The sequence below is a fragment of the Streptomyces sp. DT2A-34 genome (assembly GCF_030499515.1).
Classification (GTDB): domain Bacteria; phylum Actinomycetota; class Actinomycetes; order Streptomycetales; family Streptomycetaceae; genus Streptomyces.
On sequence record NZ_JASTWJ010000001.1, the window covers coordinates 4,453,674 to 4,474,831 of the forward strand.

The 21,158-nt window shown below is 71.3% G+C and carries 15 protein-coding genes; 1 reads left to right on the forward strand and 14 read right to left on the reverse strand.

Annotation, left to right across the window (positions count from 1 at the left end):
- Positions 1–112 precede the first annotated feature (112 nt).
- From tmk to bldG, 8 genes are all read right to left on the reverse strand, one after another.
- Positions 113–3,397, reverse strand: a complete 3,285-nt coding sequence (tmk, locus tag QQM39_RS19595; protein WP_301998333.1) for a dTMP kinase — start codon at positions 3,395–3,397, stop codon at positions 113–115.
- 167 nt (positions 3,398–3,564) lie between these two features.
- On the reverse strand, positions 3,565–6,417 hold the full coding sequence (topA, locus tag QQM39_RS19600) for a type I DNA topoisomerase (RefSeq protein WP_301998335.1): 2,853 nt from the start codon (positions 6,415–6,417) through the stop codon (positions 3,565–3,567).
- Positions 6,418–6,665: 248 nt separating this feature from the next.
- A complete protein-coding gene (locus tag QQM39_RS19605) occupies positions 6,666–6,863 on the reverse strand; it encodes a hypothetical protein (protein WP_301998337.1) in 198 nt (65 codons plus the stop codon).
- A 475-nt stretch (positions 6,864–7,338) separates the two neighbouring features.
- Positions 7,339–8,856 carry a class I SAM-dependent methyltransferase gene (locus tag QQM39_RS19610; RefSeq protein WP_301998339.1) on the reverse strand — a complete coding sequence of 506 codons (1,518 nt, stop codon included), beginning with the start codon at positions 8,854–8,856 and terminating at the stop codon, positions 7,339–7,341.
- A 37-nt stretch (positions 8,857–8,893) separates the two neighbouring features.
- Complete coding sequence (locus QQM39_RS19615; protein ID WP_301998340.1) at positions 8,894–9,490, reverse strand: small secreted protein; 597 nt, start codon at positions 9,488–9,490, stop codon at positions 8,894–8,896.
- Positions 9,491–9,703: 213 nt separating this feature from the next.
- Complete coding sequence (locus QQM39_RS19620; RefSeq protein ID WP_301998341.1) at positions 9,704–12,109, reverse strand: sodium-translocating pyrophosphatase; 2,406 nt, start codon at positions 12,107–12,109, stop codon at positions 9,704–9,706.
- Between the two features lie 309 nt (positions 12,110–12,418).
- Complete coding sequence (locus tag QQM39_RS19625) at positions 12,419–12,856, reverse strand: ATP-binding protein (RefSeq protein ID WP_301998343.1); 438 nt, start codon at positions 12,854–12,856, stop codon at positions 12,419–12,421.
- Positions 12,857–12,977: 121 nt separating this feature from the next.
- Positions 12,978–13,319, reverse strand: coding sequence for an anti-sigma factor antagonist BldG (gene bldG, locus QQM39_RS19630; RefSeq protein WP_003975386.1), 342 nt, complete (start codon positions 13,317–13,319; stop codon positions 12,978–12,980).
- Positions 13,320–13,401: 82 nt separating this feature from the next.
- On the opposite strand from bldG, the gene QQM39_RS19635 reads away from it, so the two are divergent.
- Positions 13,402–15,975, forward strand: coding sequence for a DEAD/DEAH box helicase (locus QQM39_RS19635; RefSeq protein WP_301998360.1), 2,574 nt, complete (start codon positions 13,402–13,404; stop codon positions 15,973–15,975).
- Between the two features lie 218 nt (positions 15,976–16,193).
- Here QQM39_RS19635 and QQM39_RS19640 read toward each other — a convergent pair whose 3' ends face one another.
- From QQM39_RS19640 to QQM39_RS19665, 6 genes are all read right to left on the reverse strand, one after another.
- Positions 16,194–17,396 (reverse strand): IS110 family transposase, encoded by a 1,203-nt coding sequence (locus QQM39_RS19640; protein WP_302003481.1) that lies wholly within the window; start codon positions 17,394–17,396, stop codon positions 16,194–16,196.
- Positions 17,397–17,788: 392 nt separating this feature from the next.
- Positions 17,789–18,292: an Rv3654c family TadE-like protein gene (locus QQM39_RS19645; protein ID WP_367669696.1), complete on the reverse strand. Its 504-nt coding sequence runs from the start codon at positions 18,290–18,292 to the stop codon at positions 17,789–17,791.
- A gap of 323 nt (positions 18,293–18,615) precedes the next feature.
- Complete coding sequence (locus QQM39_RS19650; protein ID WP_301998362.1) at positions 18,616–19,029, reverse strand: TadE family type IV pilus minor pilin; 414 nt, start codon at positions 19,027–19,029, stop codon at positions 18,616–18,618.
- The gene (locus tag QQM39_RS19655; protein ID WP_301998365.1) at positions 19,016–19,225 is read right to left on the reverse strand and encodes a DUF4244 domain-containing protein; all 210 of its coding nucleotides are present in this window, start codon (positions 19,223–19,225) and stop codon (positions 19,016–19,018) included. Before QQM39_RS19655 ends, QQM39_RS19650 begins: the two co-directional genes overlap by 14 nt.
- Positions 19,226–19,353: 128 nt before the next feature.
- Positions 19,354–20,142 (reverse strand): type II secretion system F family protein, encoded by a 789-nt coding sequence (locus tag QQM39_RS19660; RefSeq protein ID WP_301998367.1) that lies wholly within the window; start codon positions 20,140–20,142, stop codon positions 19,354–19,356.
- An 82-nt stretch (positions 20,143–20,224) separates the two neighbouring features.
- A complete protein-coding gene (locus tag QQM39_RS19665; RefSeq protein WP_301998369.1) occupies positions 20,225–21,085 on the reverse strand; it encodes a type II secretion system F family protein in 861 nt (286 codons plus the stop codon).
- Positions 21,086–21,158: the final 73 nt, after the last annotated feature.

Below are 21,158 nucleotides of genomic sequence, written 5' to 3' on the forward strand. Positions count from 1 at the left end.
GCAGAACCGGCACCCGGCCGACGCCGACGAGCGCCCCAGCCCCACGCCGAGCAGCGACCCGGCCCGGCGGACCAACCGACCTCGGTGCCGCCCAGCCTCACCGCCGACGACGTCAGCGTCGCCGCCCGCGGCCCCCGTCCTCGTCGTACTCGTCCTCACGCGGTCCCAACAGCTCATCCGCCAGCGTGGGCAGATCATCCAGCGGCGTCTCCTCGGCCCAGTCGGACCGCGCCCTGCGCCGAGGCGCCCCCGACTCGTCGACCTGAGGCATCTCGCGCGTACGTTCGTCGTCCCGGAAGTACCCCGGCGGGACCCGATCCGCAGACTCCGCCCCCGCCCCCGACACGGGAGGCAGCACAGCCGTCTCGTCCGCGGCCCCCGGCACCACCGGCGGAAGCACAGCCGTCTCATCGGCCGCACCAGGCGTCACCGGCGGGAGCACAGCGGTCTCGTCCGCCGCACCAGGCGTCACCGGCGGAAGAACAGCCGTCTCGTCCGCGGCCCCCGAAGGCACCGGCGGCTGCGGCAGCTTCGCCGTCACCTCGGAGTCGGACTCACCGGAAGCACGGCCACCGCCAGGACGGTCACCGGAAGGACGGCCACCGCCAGGACGGTCATCCGAAGGACGATCACCGCCCCGCTCCTCACCCCGCACCGGCCGCAACACAGTCGTCTCGTCCGACGCCCCGCCCGGCGCCTTCCCCGGCGTCACCACCGGCGTAGGAACCGTCGTCGCGTCCCTGAAGGCAGCCCCGGCCCCGGGCCCCGCCGGCCTCGGACCCGCCTCAGCCGCGGCCGCCGCCTGCTCCGCCAGTCGCCGTGCCTCCTCGGCCCGCAGCAGAGCCTCCTCCGCCTTGCGCTGCTTCTCCAGGCGGAGCGCCTCCGCCTCCGCGCGCAGCCGGGCCTCTTCCTCCGCCTGCTTGCGGCGCCGTTCCTCGTCGGCCTTGCGGCGCGCTTCCTCCTCGGCGCGTGCCTTCTCCTCCGCGAGGAGCCGCTGCCGCTCCTCCTCGGCACGCCGACGCGCTTCCTCAGCCCGCTGCCGGGCCTCCTCCGCCTGCCGTTCGGCCTCGCGCCGCTGCGCCTCCTCCAGCTCGCGCCGCTTGCGCTCCTCCTCCTCGGCACGCAGCCGGGCGAGCTGCTCCTGGCGCTCGCGCTCCAGGCGCTCCTCCTCGGCCTTGCGGGCAGCCTCTTCCTCGGCCTTGCGGCGGGCCTCCTCCTCGGCCTTGCGCCGAGCCTCCTCCTGGGCCTGGATCTCGGCCTCGGACAGCGGCAGCATCTGGTCGAGCCGGTGCCGGACGACGGTCGTCACGGCTTCCGGCTCCTGGCCGGCGTCCACCACCAGGTAGCGCCCGGGGTCGGCCGCGGCCAGCGTCAGGAACCCGGAGCGCACGCGCGCGTGGAACTCCGCCGGCTCCGACTCCAGCCGGTCCGGCGCCTCCGTGAACCGCTCGCGGGCGATCTCCGGCGAGACGTCCAGCAGCACGGTCAGATGCGGCGCGAGGCCGTTCGTCGCCCAGCGGTTGATGCGGGCGATCTCCGTCGGGGACAGGTCTCGGCCCGCCCCCTGGTAGGCGACCGAGGAGTCGACGTACCGGTCCGAGATCACGACCGCGCCGCGCTCCAGGGCGGGCCGGACCACGGTGTCGACGTGCTCGGCGCGGTCCGCCGCGTACAGCAGCGCCTCCGCCCGGTGCGACAGCCCCGCGCTCGACACGTCCAGCAGGATCGACCGCAGCCGCTTGCCGACCGGCGTCGCCCCCGGCTCGCGCGTGACGACGACCTCGTGGCCCTTGCCCCGGATCCACTCGGCGAGCGCTTCGGCCTGGGTGGACTTCCCGGCGCCGTCGCCGCCCTCCAGGGCGATGAAGAAGCCGGACGTCGCGGGCACCTGCTCCGGGTCGTCCCCGCCGAGCAGCGCGTCCCGCAGGTCCTGTCGCAGCGGCACACCGGAACGGTCGTCGACCTTGGCCAGCACCAGCACGGCCACCGGCAGCAGCAGCGCGCCGACCAGCATCAGCGTGAACGCCGCGCCGCCGTGCGCGAAGGTGAACTTGCCGCTCTCCAGCCGGTGCGGCCCGATGAGCGCGGCCACCAGCGGCGCGATCACCGCCCCGAGCGCCACGCACACGCGTACCACCGCGTGGAGGTGCTCCGTCGTGCGCGGGCGCCGGAATTCCTCGGCCTCCTGGTCGAGCAGGGTGTGCCCGGTGTTTGCGGCCACGCCCGCGCCGATCCCGGCCAGCGCGACGATCAGCAGCACGGTGGTGACGTCCGGGACGAGTCCCGCGGCCAGCAGCGCGATACCGGTGAAGGCGATGGCCAGCGCCAGCAGCCGGCGCCGCGACAGGGCGGGCACCACGGAGGGCGCCGTACGGATGCCGACGACCGCACCGCCGCTCAGCGCGAGCACCAGCAGGCCGTACGTCACCGGTCCGCCGCCCAGGTCCTTGGCGTGCAGCACGGCCACGGCGACCGCGGCGGACACCGCCCCGGCGACCGCCGCGCAGGCCGTCACCAGCAGCGGGATGGCGCCGGTACGGCCCTTGTCGACGCCCGAGCCCGCCTTGGGGCGGCGCAGGCCCTCCAGCGGCGACCGCGCGCGCGGGGTGCGCGTGCCGGGCAGCTCCAGGAAGGTCAGCACGGACAGGGACGCGGCGAACAGACCGGCCGCGACATACGACGCGAGGGCCGCCTGGTGCTGGTCGAACCAGTCGAGTCCGGCGCCGAGCAGGTTGTTGAGCAGAGCGGCGACGACAAGCGCGGCGGCGGCCAGGGGGATCGCCACGAAGCCCGTACGCAGCGACAGGCGGCGCAGGGCGTCCATGTGGTCCGGCAGCGGTCGTACCGTCGCGCCCTCCGGCGGCGGGGGCGGCAGCAGCGCGGGCGCCGCGCTCTCCCGGCACACCGTCCAGAAACGCTCGGCGATGCCGGTGACGAAGGCGGTGACCAGCAGGACGGCCAGCGCGTTGTCCGGCGTCCAGTCGATCCACAGGGGCGCGACGATCAGCAGGGCGACCCGCAGGCCGTCCGCGCCGACCATGGTCCAGCGCCGGTCGAGCGGGCCCTCCTGGGAGGTCAGCGACGACAAGGGGCCCAGGAGTACGGCGCCGAAGAGCAGCGTCGCCAGGATGCGCACGCCGAAGACGGTCGCCACTGCGAACGCCACGCCCCGGTACCCCCCGCCGAACGACCCCTCCGCGATCGCCGCCTGAAGGGCCAGCAGGACCAGCACAAGGAGGGCGAGCATGTCGCCGACACCGCCCACCAACTGCGCGCTCCACAAGCGCTTGAGCTGCGGTCGGCGCAGCAGGGCGCGCACGGCACGCTCGCGGGAGTCCGCGGCAAGGGCGTCGTCGGAGGCGGGGTGGGGGGCCGTTGGCTGCTCGGCTCGCGTCATGCTTTCAGCCTATCGGGACCCACTGACAGACCGGCGCGCGCGCCCGGACGTACGCGCGCCCCGACACCAAACTGATGCCGAGGCGTTCGTTTTGCGAACCGGAAGTGAAGAACCGGACCCTCAACGGGGCGCAGGGAGAGCCCTGTTGCGAGTCCGGTCCTCCCGGCTCAGTCCTCGCTCGCCGACTTCGAAGCCGTCGCCTTCTTCGCGACCGTCTTCTTCGCCGTCGTCTTCTTCGCGGCCGTCGTCTTCTTCGCGGCCGTCGTCTTCTTCGCCGCGGTCTTCTTGGCGGCCGTCTTCTTGGCCGGGGCGGCCTTCTTGGCGGTCGTCTTCTTCGCGGGGGCCTTCTTCGCCGTCTTCTTGGCGGGCCCCTTCGCACGCTTCTCGGCGAGCAGCTCGAAGCCGCGCTCCGGGGTGATCGTCTCGACGCTGTCGCCGGAGCGCAGGGTCGCGTTGGTCTCCCCGTCGGTGACATACGGCCCGAAGCGACCGTCCTTCACCACGACCGGCTTGCCGCTCACCGGGTCCTCGCCCAGCTCCTTCAGCGGCGGCTTGGCGGCCGCGCGCCCACGCTGCTTGGGCTGGGCGTAGATCGCCTGGGCCTCCTCCAGCGTGATCGTGAAGAGCTGCTCCTCGGACTGCAGCGAGCGCGAGTCCGTGCCCTTCTTCAGGTACGGGCCGTAGCGGCCGTTCTGCGCGGTGATCTCAACGCCGTCCGCGTCGGTGCCGACGACGCGCGGCAGCGACATCAGCTTGAGCGCGTCCTCGAGCGTCACCGTGTCCAGCGACATCGACTTGAACAGCGAGGCCGTACGCGGCTTGACGGCGTTCTTGCCGGTCTTCGGGGTGCCCTCGGGGAGCACCTCGGTGACATACGGGCCGTAGCGGCCGTCGCGGGCGATGATCTGGTGGCCGGTCTGCGGGTCGGCGCCGAGCTCGAAGTCGCCGCTCGGCTTGGCGAGCAGTTCCTCCGCGAGCTCGACGGACAGCTCGTCCGGGGCCAGTTCCTCGGGCACGTCCGCCCGCTGGTGCTGCTCGGAGTCCTTCTCGCCGCGCTCGATGTACGGGCCGTAGCGCCCGACCCGCAGCACGATGTCGTTGCCGACGGGGAAGGACGACACCTCGCGCGCGTCGATCGCGCCCAGGTCGGTCACCAGCTCCTTGAGGCCACCGAGGTGGTCCCCGTCGCCGTTGCCCGCCTCGGCCGCGCCGCCGTTGTGCGTGCCCTCGCCGAAGTAGAAGCGCTTCAGCCACGGCACGGACTGGGCCTCGCCGCGGGCGATGCGGTCGAGGTCGTCCTCCATCTTGGCGGTGAAGTCGTAGTCGACGAGCCGCCCGAAGTGCTTCTCCAGGAGGTTGACCACGGCGAAGGACAGGAAGGACGGGACGAGGGCCGTGCCCTTCTTGAACACATAGCCGCGGTCGAGGATCGTGCCGATGATCGACGCGTACGTCGACGGGCGGCCGATCTCGCGCTCTTCCAGCTCCTTGACCAGCGACGCCTCGGTGTAGCGGGCCGGGGGCTTGGTGGCGTGCCCGTCGACCGTGATCTCCTCGGCGCTCAGGGCATCGCCCTCGGTGACCTGCGGCAGCCGGCGCTCGCGGTCGTCGAGCTCGGCGTTCGGGTCGTCGGCGCCCTCGACGTAGGCCTTCAGGAAGCCGTGGAAGGTGATCGTCTTGCCGGACGCGCTGAACTCGACATCGCGCCCGTCGGCCGCCGTGCCGCCGATCTTGACCGTGACCGAGTTACCGGTCGCGTCCTTCATCTGGGAGGCGACGGTCCGCTTCCAGATCAGCTCGTAGAGCTTGAACTGGTCGCCGGTCAGCCCGGTCTCGGCAGGCGTGCGGAAGCGGTCGCCGGAGGGGCGGATCGCCTCGTGCGCCTCCTGCGCGTTCTTGACCTTGCCGGCGTACGTCCGCGGGGACGAGGGCAGGTAGTCGGCGCCGTACAGCTGCGTGACCTGGGCGCGGGCGGCGGCCACGGCGGTGTCGCTCAGCGTCGTGGAGTCCGTACGCATGTAGGTGATGTAGCCGTTCTCGTACAGCTTCTGCGCGACCTGCATGGTGGCCTTCGCGCCGAAGCCGAGCTTGCGGCTCGCCTCCTGCTGCAGCGTCGTCGTACGGAACGGGGCGTACGGCGAGCGGCGGTACGGCTTGGACTCGACGGACCGGACGGCGAACTGCGTCTGCTCCAGGGCGGCGGCCAGGGCGCGGGCGTTCGCCTCGTCGAGGTGGAGGGTGTTCGCGCTCTTGAGTTGTCCCAGGGAGTCGAAGTCGCGGCCCTGCGCGACCCGCCTGCCGTCGACGGTCTGCAGGCGGGCGACCAGCGACGACGGGTCCGACGAGTCCCCCGCGCGGCCGGTCGCGAAGGTGCCCGTCAGGTCCCAGTACTCAGCAGAACGAAACGCGATGCGCTCGCGTTCCCGCTCCACGACGAGCCGGGTGGCGACCGACTGGACACGGCCGGCCGACAGGCGCGGCATGACCTTCTTCCACAGGACCGGCGAGACCTCGTAGCCGTAGAGGCGGTCGAGGATGCGGCGGGTCTCCTGGGCGTCGACCAGCTTCTGGTTGAGCTGGCGCGGGTTGGCCACGGCGGCCTGGATCGCGGCCTTGGTGATCTCGTGGAAGACCATCCGCTTGACCGGGACCTTGGGCTTGAGCACCTCCTGGAGGTGCCAGGCGATGGCCTCGCCCTCGCGGTCCTCATCGGTGGCGAGGTAGAGCTCGTCGGAGTCCTTCAGCAGGTCCTTGAGCTTCTTGACCTGGGCCTTCTTGTCGGCATTGACGACATAGATCGGCTCGAAGTCGTGCTCGACGTCCACGCCGAGCCGGCGGACCTCGCCGGTGTACTTCTCCGGCACCTCCGCGGCACCGTTGGGGAGGTCGCGGATGTGCCCGACGCTCGCTTCGACTACGTAGCCGGGGCCCAGGTAGCCCTTGATCGTCTTCGCCTTGGCAGGCGACTCGACGATGACGAGTCGGCGGCCGCCCTGTGCGGTCTCGCTTGTCGGGGACAACTTCGCTCTTCTCTCCGGTCGACGCTGGGGCCTCCCCAGGGTCGATTGCGCCCGGGGTCGGGTGGTGGTGACGCTGCGGAGTGTGACGGTACATCCCGCCCCGTTGTCAAACGGGAAAAGCCCGCAACGGCCACTCGAACGGTAACCCGACTTCCGCCATTCCTGCCGCCCGGAGTGCCCACCGGCCTTTTCGAGCCTTTCCGGAAGAGGCCCTCCCAATTATCGGCCGCGCAGCTCGTGGGCCGTTCTCAGAGGCGGGAGAAGCACCATGTTCCGGTGATCAACGCGATCACTGAGACAAGGCCCGCAAGCGTCGCAGATGCGACCGGGCTCACACTGTGGGCGACGGGTCGGCGCTGCCGAACCCGGACCGCGGTCCACACCAGCAGCCCACCTCCGAACAGGGCGAACACCGCTCCGGCGAAGATCGCCGGTCCCCTTTCCATGGTTCCGCTTGCCCCTTTTCTCCTGTCCGTGAGTGCCCAGCCCGGCGAGGCTGACACGCGCGGACGGCGCACAGGCGAACCTCAGGCGAACGCGGGGCCGACGCGGCGGCTGTGGACTCCCCGGACCGTACGACCCGACCACCACGTCCGCCCCATCGAGCCCGTCGCCCTCGCAGGCCTCGCTTGCCTCAGCGACCTCAGTCTCGCCGGGGACGGGTATCTTTCCGGCCGTCTTCTTTCCGGTCGCCTTCTGTCGTCGGTCCTGCTGATCATGCGGACGACCTCGTTGAAGTCCAGTTCCCGGTCCTGTTTGTCCGCGAACCAGCCGCACCCACCATCGCCGGGTCCGCTCCGGTCCCGGCGCACGGATCCACTCGAATTTTGTCGCCCACAGCTTGGTGTGGTTGTCGAAGCCCTTCCTGGTCCTTCTTGTGGCTCATTTCACCGGGCGCCTGAACAGTGGGCCCCAGCGGGTTCACCGCCCCGGTTCGAGGAACCCCTGCTCCACCAGCAGCCTGATCTGCGCGGGCGAACGGTCGCGCAGCAACACCGGGTCCTCGCCCATCAGTTGGGCGATCGCGTCCAGAATGCGGCCCGCGCTCAGCGAACCGTCGCACACGCCCGCGAAGCCCGCGCCGACCGTGTCCACCTGAGTGGCCCGGCGCATTCCGCGGTGCTGGCGCAGCACCACGTGCTCCGGGTCCTCGGCGCCGGGCAGCCCGACCTGCTCCTGCACGACCTCGCCGACGAGCTTGAAGTGGTCCTCCAGCAGGGCCGCGTCGTCGCGGGCACGCAGGTAGTCGAGCCGGCCGAAGTGCGCCCGTACCGTGTGGCCGAGCGGCTGCTCGACCGGATGCGGCCACTCCTCCACCGTGATCGAGGGCACGGCGGCCGACGCCTTGCGCAGGGTGATCCAACCGAACCCGACGGCCTTCACCTTGCGCGCCTCGAACTCGTCCAGCCACGCGTCGTAGCGCGCCTGGTACTCGGCCGTATCGCCCCGGTGGTCCCCGGCGTCCCTGAGCCACAGCTCGGCGTACTGCGTGACGTCCTGGACCTCGCGCTGCACAATCCACGCGTCGCACCCGCGCGGCACCCACGAGCGCAGCCGGTCCTGCCAGTCCTCCCCTTCCACGTGCTGCCAGTTGGCGAGGAACTGCGCGAACCCGCCCTCGTTCAGCCGCTCCCCCGCCCCCTGAACGATCGACCGGCACAGATCGTCCCCGCCCATCCCACCGTCGCGGTACGTCAGCCGCGCGCCCGGCGAGATCACGAAGGGCGGGTTCGACACGATCAGGTCGTACGTCTCGCCGTTCTTGAGCGGTTCGAACAGCGAGCCCTCCCGCAGGTCCACGGCGGGCGCGCCGGACAGCGCGAGCGTCAAGGCGGTGATGTGCAGCGCGCGCGGGTTGACGTCGGTCGCCGTCACGCGCGTGGCGTGCTGCGCGGCGTGCAGCGCCTGGATGCCGGAACCGGTGCCGAGGTCGAGGGCGGAGGCGACGGGCGTGCGGACGGTGATGCCGGCGAGGGTCGTGGAGGCGCCGCCGACGCCGAGGACGACGCCCTCTTCCTTGCTGCCGATGCCCCCGGCCCCGCCGACCGCGCACCCCAGGTCGGACACGATGAACCAGTCCTCGCCCTCGGGCCCGCCGTACGGCCGTACGTCCACGGTCGCCGCGAGGTCGTCACCGACTCGGACCAGCCACCCGCTCTCCAAGCACGCGTCGACGGGCAGAACGCCCGCCACGCGCGCGTGCGGCACGGGTTGCTGCAACAGGAACAGCCGTACGAGCGCCTCGAGCGGCGTGTCGCCCCGGGTCGCCCGGAGCGCGGGCACGGTCTCGCTCCGCGCGAGCGCCGTGTACGCGGGCACGCCGAGCAGCTCTAGCAGCCCGTCGGCGGTGAAGGAGGCCCCGAGCAGGGCGTCCCTCAGCCGGGCGGCGACATCGGGGCGGTCGGAGGCAGGCAGGGCAGACAGGCTGGAGTCACTCACGCCCTCATTGTGACCCGCGCCCGCCCCTGAGGGTGGCTCAGCTGTCGGTCGCCGCGGCCGACGCGGACGCCGAAGCTGCCGCCTTGCAGCCCTCCTGCGATGTCAGCGCCTTCTTGATGTCGCCCGACTCCAGCTTCTTCAGCGCCTGGATCGCGCTCTTGCGCTGGGTCTCCACCTGCTTCATCTCGGCCGACACGTCCTTCAGGCCGGACGCGAACTTCGCCTGGTCCTTGGTGTTCAGCCCGTCGACCTGCTTCTTCAGGTCGGCGTATGCCGCGGAGAGGGCGGTGAGCTTCTTGACGACGTCCTGCTGGATCTTCGCGCCGTTCTCGACCCCCGGAGGCGCCCCGGCGTTGCTGATGAGGTCCGCGCGCGCCTTGTAGCCCTCGGCCAGGTCCTGGAAGGCCTTGGCGTCGGCCTGCTGGAGCTCCTTGGGCGTGCTGGTGGTGTCCTTGGCCGCCTTCGTGATCGCGACGTAGGCCGCCGAGATCTTCGCGTTCTGCGCGGGCACGGCGTCGCACACCTGCTTGGCCCAGGCGTCCAGCTCCGGGTTGCCCTCGTCGCTCGTGCATCCCGTCAGCGCCAGTACCAGTACCGCACCGCCGGACAGTGCGGCCGCGAGCTTCTTGTTCACCGGTTCGGTCCCTTCCGTGGCTCTCGGCCAACGGACCTTACACGTCGGGCGGTGGACGGCCCTGCCCCCAATGGCGCATCTGCGGCTCTTATTACGATTTACACCATGTGAGAGAAGGGTCACGGCAAGGGCGTGAACAAGCACGAGGCGGGCGGACGGCACGTCAATACGCGCCGCCCGCCCGCCCCTTGAACTGGGCCGTCGTAAGACCGCCTACGAAACCACCGCGGGATCGACCGGCTTGGCCACCCTTTCGGCGTTGTCTTCGTCACCCATGGCGATGCCGCGCCGCTTGGAGACGTACACCGCGGCGACGATCACGAGGAGCGACAGTACGGCGATCGTGACCCGCACGCCGACGTTCTTGTCCTCGCCGTAGCTGAACTGGATGACCGCGGGCGCGATGAGCAGCGCCACCAGGTTCATCACCTTCAGCAGCGGGTTGATCGCGGGACCGGCGGTGTCCTTGAAGGGGTCGCCGACCGTGTCGCCGATCACCGTGGCGGCGTGGGCCTCGCTGCCCTTGCCGCCGTGGTGGCCGTCCTCGACGAGCTTCTTGGCGTTGTCCCAGGCGCCGCCGGAGTTGGCGAGGAACACCGCCATCAGCGTGCCGGAGCCGATCGCGCCCGCGAGGAACGCGCCGAGGGCGCCGACGCCGAGCGTGAACCCGATGAAGATCGGCGCCAGCACGGCGAGCAGACCGGGCGTCGCGAGCTCCCGGAGCGCGTCCTTGGTGCAGATGTCGACGACCCTGCCGTACTCCGGCTTCTCGCTGTAGTCCATGATCCCGGGGTGCTCGCGGAACTGCCGCCGCACCTCGTAGACCACGGCACCCGCCGACCGCGACACGGCGTTGATCGCAAGCCCCGAGAAGAGGAAGACGACCGCCGCGCCCGCGATGAGGCCGACGAGGTTGTTGGGCTGCGAGATGTCCATCATCAGGTTCATCGGCGCGCCTTCGCCGCTGAGTTTCTCGCCGACGTCCCGGGCGCCGGTGGTGATGGCGTCGCGGTACGACCCGAAGAGCGCCGCTGCCGCCAGGACGGCGGTGGCGATGGCGATGCCCTTGGTGATGGCCTTGGTGGTGTTGCCGACCGCGTCCAGGTTGGTGAGCACCTGGGCGCCCGCGCCCTCGACGTCACCGGACATCTCGGCGATGCCCTGCGCGTTGTCGGAGACGGGCCCGAAGGTGTCCATGGCGACGATCACGCCGACCGTGGTGAGCAGGCCGGTGCCGGCCAGCGCCACCGCGAACAGCGCCAGCATGATCGACGTGCCGCCGAGCAGGAACGCCCCGTAGACACCGAGGCCGATCAACAGGGCCGTGTAGACGGCCGATTCGAGACCGACCGAGATACCGGCGAGGACGACGGTGGCCGGGCCGGTCAGCGAGGTCTTGCCGATGTCCATGACCGGGCGGCGGTTGGTCTCGGTGAAGTAGCCGGTCAGCTGCTGGATGACAGCGGCCATCACGATGCCGATCGCCACCGCGACGAGCGCGAGGACCCGCGGGTCGCCGTCCTTGCCCGCGATCGCGGCGTCGGTGACGCCGTCGAGGTCGGCGTAGGACGACGGCAGGTAGATGAACACGGCGGCCGCGACCAGCACGATCGAGATCACCGCGGAGATGAAGAACCCGCGGTTGATGGCCGTCATGCCGCTGCGGTCGGAGCGGCGCGGGGCCACCGCGAAGATACCGATCATGGCCGTGATCACGCCGATCGCGGGCACGATCAGCGGGAAGGCGAGCCCGGAGTCGCCGAACGCCGCCGTCCCGAGGATCAGCGCGGCGACCAGAGTCACGGCGTACGACTCGAACAGGTCGGCCGCCATGCCCGCGCAGTCGCCGACGTTGTCGCCCACGTTGTCGGCGATGGTCGCGGCATTGCGCGGGTCGTCCTCCGGAATGCCCTGCTCGACCTTGCCGACCAGGTCGGCGCCGACGTCGGCGGCCTTGGTGAAGATGCCGCCGCCGACACGCATGAACATCGCGATCAGTGCGGCACCGAGACCGAATCCTTCGAGCACCTTCGGCGCGTCGGCCGCGTACACCAGCACCACACAGGAGGCGCCCAGCAGACCGAGCCCCACCGTGAACATGCCGACGACGCCGCCCGTGCGGAAAGCGATCTTCATGGCTTTGTGCGAGACGGCGGTGAGATCCTTTTCCGGCTCTCCCGGCGCCGGGGTCGCTTCCCGTGCGGCCGCGGCGACGCGCACATTGCTGCGTACGGCCAGCCACATGCCGATATAACCGGTGGCCGCCGAGAACGCGGCGCCGATCAAGAAGAACACCGATCGGCCGATGCGCTGATTCCAGTCGTCCGCGGGCAGCAGCATGAGCAGGAAGAACACGACGACAGCGAATACGCCGAGCGTGCGCAGTTGCCGGGAGAGATAGGCGTTCGCGCCTTCCTGGACGGCTGCCGCGATCTTCTTCATGCTGTCGGTGCCCTCGCCCGCCGCGAGCACCTGGCGCACCAGGACGCCGGCGACCACGAGCGCTGCCAGTGCCACGACGCCGATGACCGTGATGATGATCCGGTTCTCGTCGGTCAGCACTGCGGCTGCGAGGGTTGTGGGATGGTCCAGCTGATGAGGGGTAGAAAGCCCCGCCATTCGTCCTCCTTGACGCTTGGGCTGAGCTCAAGATGTGGACGGATTCTAGGTACCGGAACCTGATCAAAACAGAGCGCGGTAAACGGAATTGGCCTTCACGTGCCGTTCAGCAAATGATCGACGTCACCCCACCTAACCCGAAAGCGCTAATGCCTCAAAACCATTGACGTGAGCATTGGCTCTTGATCGAATTATCGGGAGATTGATCGTGAATTCCTTCACGAATTGCCCGGTACTGACGCAGGAAACGCGAAAGGGCCCTGCTGAGCAGGGCCCTTTCGCGTTGAGGTTCGGCTTGCCGGGGGTCGTTCAGGGAAGCACCACGGCCGGCGGCGTGGTCGGCCAGGTCATACGGATCAGTCCACCGTGCTCCCCTGCGGAGACCTCCACGTCGTCGACGAGACCGCTGATGACCGCGAGGCCCATTTCGTCCTCTTCGGCCTCGATCTCGCCGTCGTCGCCCGCGGCGCCAGGTCCCCGCTCGCCGGGGACGGCGTGCGGAGCCTCGTCGCCGACCTCGATGGAGAACTGTTTCTCCTCCTCGATCAGCGCGACCTTCACCGGCGCCGTGATGCCGACGCTCTGGTGCAGTCCGACGGCACGGCTGCATGCTTCGCCGACGGCGAGTCGCACCTCGTCGAGTACGGCCTCGTCCACTCCGGCCCTGCGCGCCACCGCTGCCGCCACCAACCGGGCGGTCCTGACGTGCTCGGGCAGCGCGCTGAAGCGGAGTTCAACGGTGGCCATGCATCCCCCTCGGAACTACGGGCGTGCTGTCCGGAGGGCCGGGCTGCCGAACGCCCGGTCCCCTTTCTCTTTCAACTTCCGCCGCCCCGGGCACGCTCAGCGGCGGGCCCGGGTCCGGTGATCAGTCGGTCGCCGCAACCGCTTCCTCGACCGAGGTGTGGATCGGGAACACCTTGGTGAGACCGGTGATGCGGAAGATCTTCAGAATGCGCTCCTGGTTGCAGACCAGGCGCAGTGAGCCCTCATGGGCACGCACACGCTTCAGGCCGCCGACCAGCACGCCGAGCCCGGTGGAGTCGAGGAAGTCCACGCCCTCCATGTCGACGACGAGGTGGAAACTCCCGTCGTTCACCAGCTCGACCAGCTGCTCGCGCAACTTGGGCGCGGTATATACGTCGATTTCGCCACCGACCTCGACGACCGTACGATCGCCGACGGTACGTGTCGACAGGGACAGGTCCACGGATCCTCCAGCACCTTGCTATCGAGCGGTCGTCCCTCGGGACACCTCGGCTTACAGCCCCCAGGACGGTTCGCCAGCCGCGATGGCATTCAATCACTTACCGGCAGGCGTGCACGACGCCTTGGTCCCATTGTCCGTCACGCCAGTGACACACTCGGTGCCGATGGCCAAGAATCACCGATCCGATCGATCCCCGACGGGCCCCGTTTCCCGGGTGGACCCGGGTACGGTGCTGGGCCGGCTCGCCTCCGGGCCGAGCCGGGCTTCGCGCATCACTCATACGGAGCATGTGCCCCCGCGTGAGGGTCGCCATGCCGTCTGGCCTGACCGGATCCGCGCAGAGGTCATCTCCGCCGTCCAAACGGCGGGAATCGAACATCCCTGGGCCCACCAGGCACGCGCCGCCGAGCACGCCCTGGACGGCGACTCCGTGGTCGTTGCCACGGGTACGGCGTCCGGCAAGTCCCTGGCCTACCTCGTGCCGGTCCTGTCGACGCTCCTGGACGGCTCCGAGGCCCCGAACGGCCGTGGCGCCACCGCCCTCTACCTGGCCCCCACCAAGGCCCTTGCGGCGGATCAGTGCCGTTCGGTGAAGGAACTTTCACATCCGCTGGGCAATTCCGTGAGGCCGGCTGTGTACGACGGCGATACTCCGTTCGAGGAACGCGAGTGGATCCGCCAGTACGCCAACTACGTCCTCACCAACCCCGACATGCTGCACCGGGGCATACTCCCGTCCCACCCCCGCTGGTCCTCCTTCCTGAAGGCGCTGAAGTACGTCGTCATCGACGAGTGCCACACCTACCGCGGCGTCTTCGGCTCCCACGTCGCCCAGGTCCTGCGCCGCCTGCGCCGCCTGTGCGCCCGCTACGGCGCCTCTCCCGTCTTCCTGCTGGCCTCCGCGACCTCCGCCGAGCCCGCGGTGGCCGCCGGCCGCCTCACGGGCCTGCCGGTGGTCGAGGTCGCCGACGACGCCTCCCCACGCGGCGAGCTGGTCTTCGCCCTCTGGGAGCCGCCGCTCACCGAGCTCCAGGGCGAGAAGGGCGCCCCCGTCCGCCGTACGGCAACCGCCGAGACGGCGGACCTTCTGACGGATCTGGCCGTGCAGGGGGTGCGGTCGGTCGCCTTCGTACGCTCCCGGCGCGGCGCCGAGCTGATCTCGGTCATCGCCCAGGAACGGCTTGCCGAGGTGGACCGCTCCCTCGCCCGGCGTGTCGCGGCCTACCGAGGCGGCTACCTCCCCGAGGAGCGCCGCGCCCTGGAACAGGCCCTCCACTCCGGCGAACTCCTCGGCCTCGCCGCCACCACCGCCCTGGAACTCGGCATCGACGTCTCCGGCCTGGACGCCGTACTGATCGCCGGCTACCCGGGCACGCGCGCGTCCCTGTGGCAGCAGGCGGGCCGGGCGGGCCGCGCGGGACAGGGCGCCCTGGCGGTCCTGGTCGCCCGGGACGACCCACTGGACACGTACCTCGTCCACCACCCGGAGGCCCTCTTCGACCGGCCGGTGGAGTCGACGGTCCTCGACCCCGACAACCCGTACGTCCTGGCTCCGCACCTGTGCGCGGCGGCCGCGGAAATCCCGCTGACGGACGAGGACTTGGCGCTTTTCGGTCCCGAGGCCGAGGACCTGTTGCCGCAACTGGAGGCCGCGAAGCTGCTGCGCCGCCGCACGAAGGCCTGGCACTGGACGCGCCGCGAACGGGCCGCCGACCTCACCGACATCCGCGGCGGGGGCGGCCGCCCGGTCCAGATCGTCGAGGCCGGGACGGGACGGCTGCTCGGCACGGTCGACGCGGGCGCCGCGCACGGCACGGTGCACGAGGGCGCGGTCCACCTGCACCAGGGCCGCACTTACCTCGTCCGCTCCCTCGACCTGGAGGACTCGGTCGCCCTGGTCGAGGAGGCCGCACCGCCGTATTCGACGGTCGCCCGGGACACGACGGCCATCTCCGTCCTGGAGACGGACATCGAGGTCCCGTGGGGTGACGGCCGCCTGTGCTACGGCTCCGTCGAGGTCACCAACCAGGTCGTCTCCTTCCTGCGTCGTCGGCTCATCACGGGTGAGGTACTGGGCGAGACGAAACTCGACCTCCCTCCCCGTACGCTGCGCACGCGCGCGGTGTGGTGGACGGTCACCGAGGACCAGCTGGACGAGGCCCGCATCAACCCCGAGATCCTCGGCGGCGCCCTGCACGCCGCCGAGCACGCCTCTATCGGCCTGCTGCCCCTTTTCGCGACCTGCGACCGCTGGGACATCGGCGGCGTCTCGATCCCGCTGCACCCCGACACGCTGCTCCCGACGGTCTTCGTCTACGACGGCCACCCCGGCGGCGCGGGCTTCGCGGAGCGCGCCTTCCACACCGCCCGCGCCTGGCTCACCGCCACGCGCCAGGCCATCGCGTCCTGCGAGTGCGACGCCGGCTGCCCGTCCTGCATCCAGTCCCCCAAGTGCGGCAACGGGAACGATCCGCTGCACAAGAGGGGGGCTGTGCGGTTGCTGACGGTGCTGTTGCGGGGGGCGGCGGAGGGAGAGGCTGCCGTGAGCGGGGAGGGGGAGCTTGCCACGGCTGGGGAGGGGGAGCCTGTCCCGGCGAGGGGTGGGGGGTCTGGCCCAGCTGGGGACGGCACCCCGGCGAACGACGGCGGGTCCTGAAGCGGCTGGGGACGGCTCGCGTGGCGGGACGGGGGGCGGATGGCCTGCTGCCCTGGCTGGGGAGGGGAAGCTGCCCCGACCGGGACGGACGGCTTTCCGGGCGCGGAGGGGGAGCATGCCCTGGCTGGGGAGGGAGAGGGTGCCTCCAGCGGGGAGCGTGCCCAGTGCCGCCTGCGGGCAGGGTGCCTCCCGCGGGGGGGGTGCCCCTATGGGTTTCGTCAAGCTGATGGGGCGGGTTGGGGGTCGTAGAAGGTGCCGTCGCGGAGCATCGCGAAGAGCACGTCGGCTCGTCGTCTCGCGAGGCAGAGGAGGGCTTGGGTGTGGTGTTTTCCCTGGCTGATCTTCTTGTCGTAGTAGGTCCGGGAGGCCGGGTCGGCCAGAGCCGCGAACGCGGACAGGAAGAAGGCCCGTTTGAGCTGCTTGTTTCCGCGGCGGGATGGTTGTTCGCCGCGGATCGAGGAGCCAGAACTGCGGGTTGTGGGGGCGAGGCCGGCGTAGGCGGCGAGGTGGGCGGCGGTCGGGAACGAACGGCCGTCGCCGACGTCGATGAGGATGCGGGCTCCGGTCCTGACGCCGATCCCCGGCATGGACGTCAGGACCTTGGAAAGAGGGTGGTTCTCCAGCAGTTCCTCGATCCGGGTGGCCAAGAGTTTCCGCTGGTCAAGCACCGCTCGGAGCGAGTTGGCGAGGCTGGGGACGATCAGAGCGGCCGCGTCGGTGCCCGGGACGACGACGGTCTGTTCGTCCAGTGCGGTGAAGATGTCCTCGACGAGCCGCTCGGCCATCCGCGGTGCCTTCGGGCGTATCAACGCAATGAGCCGTCGGCGTCCGGCTTTGCGGATCTGGGCCGGGGAGCCGAACTGGTCGAGGAGCTTGAGCACGGCCGGGTGTTGGACGCGTGGGCCCAGGATCCGTTCCAGCGACGGGTGGATCTGGGTGAGCAGGCCCCGCAGGCGGTTGCTGATGCGGGTTGCTTCGCCGGCCAGGTCGTCGTCGAAGCCGACGATCATCTCCAGCTCGGCGATGGTCTCGTCCTCGAGGTCGACCGAGCGGAGCGTGTGAGGCATGACGCGGGCCGCGTCTGCGATGACGAACGCGTCGCGGGCATCTGTCTTGGCCTCGCCGGGATAGAGGTCGGCGATCCGCCGCATCGTCAGGCCGGGCAGATAGGCGACCGGGCAGCCCATGTCCCGGGCCACCGCCAGCGGCAGAGCCCCGATCGAGGCCGGCTGGTCGACCACCACGAGCACGGTCCCGTGCTTGGCCTGCAGTTTGCCGAACACTTCGCGGAGCTTCGGCTCGCTGTTGGGCAGCCGCTTGTCGAAGGCCTTCTTCCCGGCCGGGGTGACGGCGGTGGCGTGGTGTTCGCCCTTGCCGACGTCCAGGCCGAGGAAAGCGCCGATGTCACTGACGTCGATCACGTGCGTCCTTCGGTCGTCCTCGCCCGGCCGTCCCACGGCACCGATCGCCACATCCACATTACGAAGAGCCTCCCGACCTGCGAAGAAGCCGGTGGTCATGCCCCTAATCAGCGGTCTGTCGATGCCTCCGGAGCCGGTGACACCACCCCCCAAGACATGCGATCGACAGGGGGAGAAAGTCATGCCAACTCCGAAGGCCGGGCGCCCCATTGCGGGGCTACCAAAAAGGTAATGGGGGGCGCCGGGTGCCGCCTGCGGGCAGGGTGCTGCCAGCAGGAACGGGAAGCGTGCCCTGGCTGGGAAAGGCGAAGCTGCCCCGGCTGGGAAAGGCGAAGAGGAGCCGACGTCGGCCGTGCAACGGGTCATGGAGCCGACGTCGGCCACGCAACCGGTCAAGGAGCCGACGTCGGCCGGCCCGTCCCCGCAGCGCTGCCCGGCGGAGGCCCCGTCGGCAGGGTCGCGCCCTCCGGACCCGCAGGCCCCGCCCGTGCCCTGACCTCCGCCGCGAACGGCCCCCGGCCAGACGCCGCCGTAACGTCCGAGACCTCGCCCACCACCACGCACCGCACGAGCCGCACGCCCTGCGCCCGGGCCACCCGCTCCGCACGGGCGCAGGCGGCCGTACCGCCCTCCGCCCAGTGATCGGCCGCCGCGAGCGCCGCCAGATCCGCACCGCCGGCCGCACGGTGCCGGGTCACGACAGCTTGGCCCAGGGCGAGTACGACCCCGAAGACGACACACAGCACGGCGATGGCGCCCAGGCTCCAGACGGTGGCGGAACCGAGATCGGAGCGGGTGCCGACAGCAAGTCGCTGGGCAACATGCCGGGCGGCGAGGGTCCTGCGGGCCGCATGCCGCTCGATCCCGGCGCTGTGCCCGGAGCTCGGACCGGTCAGGGGCGTGCGTTCAGGTTCTCGGCCAGTGGCGGGCCTGCGGCCGGGTCCCCGGTCGACGACGGGTTCGGCGGCAGATCGCCGGTCGGCGACGGGTTCGGCGGCAGATCGCCGGTCGGCGACGGGTTCGGCGGCAGCTCCCCGGCCGGCGACGGGCTGGGGATCAGCTCCCCGACCGGCGATCGGCCTACGGCCAGTGCTCCAGCCCCTGAGGGAGCTACAGCCCCAGCCGACGACAGAGGCGCGGGCCGAAGAACGACCGCCCGACGTCCCGCGCGCAGATCGTCGTCCGGCGACAGGCCCGATCCCCACTGTGAACCCCCCTCTCATGTCCCCGCCCCCACCAACTCCTCCGCGGACGCCACGGCTTCCTCCCGTACCTCGAAGGGGAGCCCACGCAGCACCGGCGGCTTTGCCACGACGACCACGCGGACTTCGTCCCCCTCCCGGCCGACCGTGACCGTCGCGCCGCGCGGTGCCGCCTCACGGGTCACCTCGATGACCGCGTCGGCCGGGTCCTGCCGGGCCGCCGCGCGGGCGCCCGTACGGGCGGCGTCCACGCACTGGATCTGCGCGGCCACCACGAGCAGCCCCCACACGAGCGCCATCGCGAACATCACCAGCACGGGCAGCACGACAGCCGACTCCGCCGTCACGAACCCCTGATCCGATCCCCGACCGGGCCCCCGACCGGCACCCCGGTCCGTTCCCCGCGCAATGTCCCGCTCACATCCGCGCATCGAGTGCCTGCTTCACGATGGCCTGCAACTCCGCGCTGACCTGCCCGCTCGTCACGACCTTGTAGAGCACCACGGCGAACGCCACCGCCGCCACGATCCCCATCGCGTACTCGGAGGTGACCATCCCCGTGTCCCGCCGCGCCGCCCGCATCCTGCACACCAGCGCACGCATCCGTGCCCGTACCACCTTGTACATCTCAACCCCCGTAAGGCTCAGTCCTGTTGAAACCAGCTGTTGAACGTCTGCTGCCGAAGCCCGAACTCGCCTACTGCCGAACTCCGAACCCGTCTACTGACCGACGGCCGTCGCCGCCCCTCACCTCCTCATCCACCACCCCCTCCCAGCACCCCGCCCGCAAGCCCGATCACCACCGGCGCCACGCCCACCGCGATGAACGCGGGCAGGAAGCACAGCCCCACCGGCGCGGTGACCATGACGGCCGCCCGCCGGGCCCGCTCGGTCGCGGAGCGCGCCCAGTCGGCGCGGGCCTCCGCGGCGAGCCGAGCGACCGGTCCGGCCGCCGGAAGCCCCGACACACCGGCTCTTTCGAGCAACCGCGCCAGCGCGCCGGCCCCCGGCATCGAGGCCAGCCGTCGCCACGCCTCGCCCGGTTCACCGCCGAGCCGCACCTCCGCCGCCCCTCGCGCCAGCCCGTCCCCGACGGGACCGCCCAAGGCCTCGCCCACGGCCTGCGCCGCGATCACCGGACCGGCTCCCGCCGCGATACAGGCCGCCAACAGATCGGCGGCGAGCGGCAGCTGGCGAGCCACCTCACCGGCGTCGGGCTCCTCCTCGACGCCACCGGCCCCCTGCCGACGCCGCCACGTCCACAGCCCGCCCGCGACGATCAGTCCCACTGCCAGGCCCGCGACGCCGCCGACCAGCGCCCAGCCTGCGCCCACGACCGCCGCCATGGGCAGCCCTCGCCTCATCCCCTGCCGGACGTCGAACCGTCGACGTATCGACGTCACGTCGGCAGTCGTCATCAACTCGGCCAGGCGTCGTCGCACCCTCCGTTCGCGCCGCGCCGCCACGGGCCACCGCAACAGCCACCCGACGACCAACGCCGCCCCCAGGGCTGCCCCCAGCCTGTGGACAACCTCCGCACTCACGCCGCCGCCTCCCTCGCACGCCCCGGCCCGCCCACGTCCTCATGCCGCCGTCTCCTTCGCACGCCCCGACTCACCCCAGTCCTCACGCCGCCTCCGCTCCCCTCACGATCCACATCGCCCACCACATCCCCAGCCCCTCCAGCACTCCGCCGACCACCACGCACCCGAGCCCCGCCCCGGTATGCAGCAGCACATGCAGCGGGTCGGCGCCCATCACGGCACCCAGCAGCAGCCCCAGGACCGGCAACCCGGCGAGCATCGCCACGGTCGACCGAGCCCCCGCCAACTGGGCGCGCAGATCGGCACGTTGGTCCCGCTCCGCCCGCAGCGCCCCTTCCAGCCGGTCGAGTCCGGCCGCAAGCCCCGCGCCCTGGTCGACGGCCACCCGCCAGCACGCCGCCAAGCCCGACAGGCCCTCGGCGCCCGGCTGCCGTGCCGCGGAGGTGAGCGCGCCCGGCACGTCCCCGCCGAACCGCGCCGCCGCCAGCACCGCGGCCTGCGCTTCACCGAGCCCACCGCAGTCCCGTGCCACCCGCAGCAACGCCTCACCCGGCTGCCGCCCGGCCCGTACCTCCCCGGCAAGCGCCCCGCACAGCGAGATCACCGCGTCCCCGCAACGCTCCCGCGTCCGGCGCGCCTCCCGGGCCAACCGCACCCTCCGCAGCAACGGCACCCCGGCCGCCCCCGCGACGACCGGCAGCAACGACGCCCCCAGCACACCCAGCACCAGCCCGACGGCCGGCGCCCACCATTCGGCCCGCAACCGCCCCCGCAGCCGCCGCAGCTCCCCGGCCATCCGCCGCCAGTCGGGCGGCCCGGCTCCCACCACCCCACCGCCCGCAAGCAGCAACTCGGCCCGCCGCGTCCCGGAGTTCCGCCCGCCCAGCAACCAGACCGCCGCCCCGAGACACGCCGCTGCCGCGCCCAACGACATCTCACCCATTCAGACCACCGACCCCCTCACGCCACCGACTCCTCACCGCTTCGGAACCCCTCACGGTCACCACGCCCCATCT

Excerpts from the sequence above, each read along its gene's own strand:
- tmk (WP_301998333.1), bottom strand. The coding sequence starts at position 3,397 with ATGACGCGAGCCGAGCAGCCAACGGCCCCCCACCCCGCCTCCGACGAC.
- QQM39_RS19620 (WP_301998341.1), bottom strand. The coding sequence starts at position 12,109 with ATGGCGGGGCTTTCTACCCCTCATCAGCTGGACCATCCCACAACCCTC.
- QQM39_RS19665 (WP_301998369.1), bottom strand. The coding sequence starts at position 21,085 with ATGGGTGAGATGTCGTTGGGCGCGGCAGCGGCGTGTCTCGGGGCGGCG.
- QQM39_RS19635 (WP_301998360.1), top strand. The coding sequence starts at position 13,402 with ATGGCATTCAATCACTTACCGGCAGGCGTGCACGACGCCTTGGTCCCA.
- QQM39_RS19625 (WP_301998343.1), bottom strand. The coding sequence starts at position 12,856 with ATGGCCACCGTTGAACTCCGCTTCAGCGCGCTGCCCGAGCACGTCAGG.
- QQM39_RS19650 (WP_301998362.1), bottom strand. The coding sequence starts at position 19,029 with ATGCGCGGATGTGAGCGGGACATTGCGCGGGGAACGGACCGGGGTGCC.
- QQM39_RS19655 (WP_301998365.1), bottom strand. The coding sequence starts at position 19,225 with ATGTACAAGGTGGTACGGGCACGGATGCGTGCGCTGGTGTGCAGGATG.
- QQM39_RS19605 (WP_301998337.1), bottom strand. The coding sequence starts at position 6,863 with ATGGAAAGGGGACCGGCGATCTTCGCCGGAGCGGTGTTCGCCCTGTTC.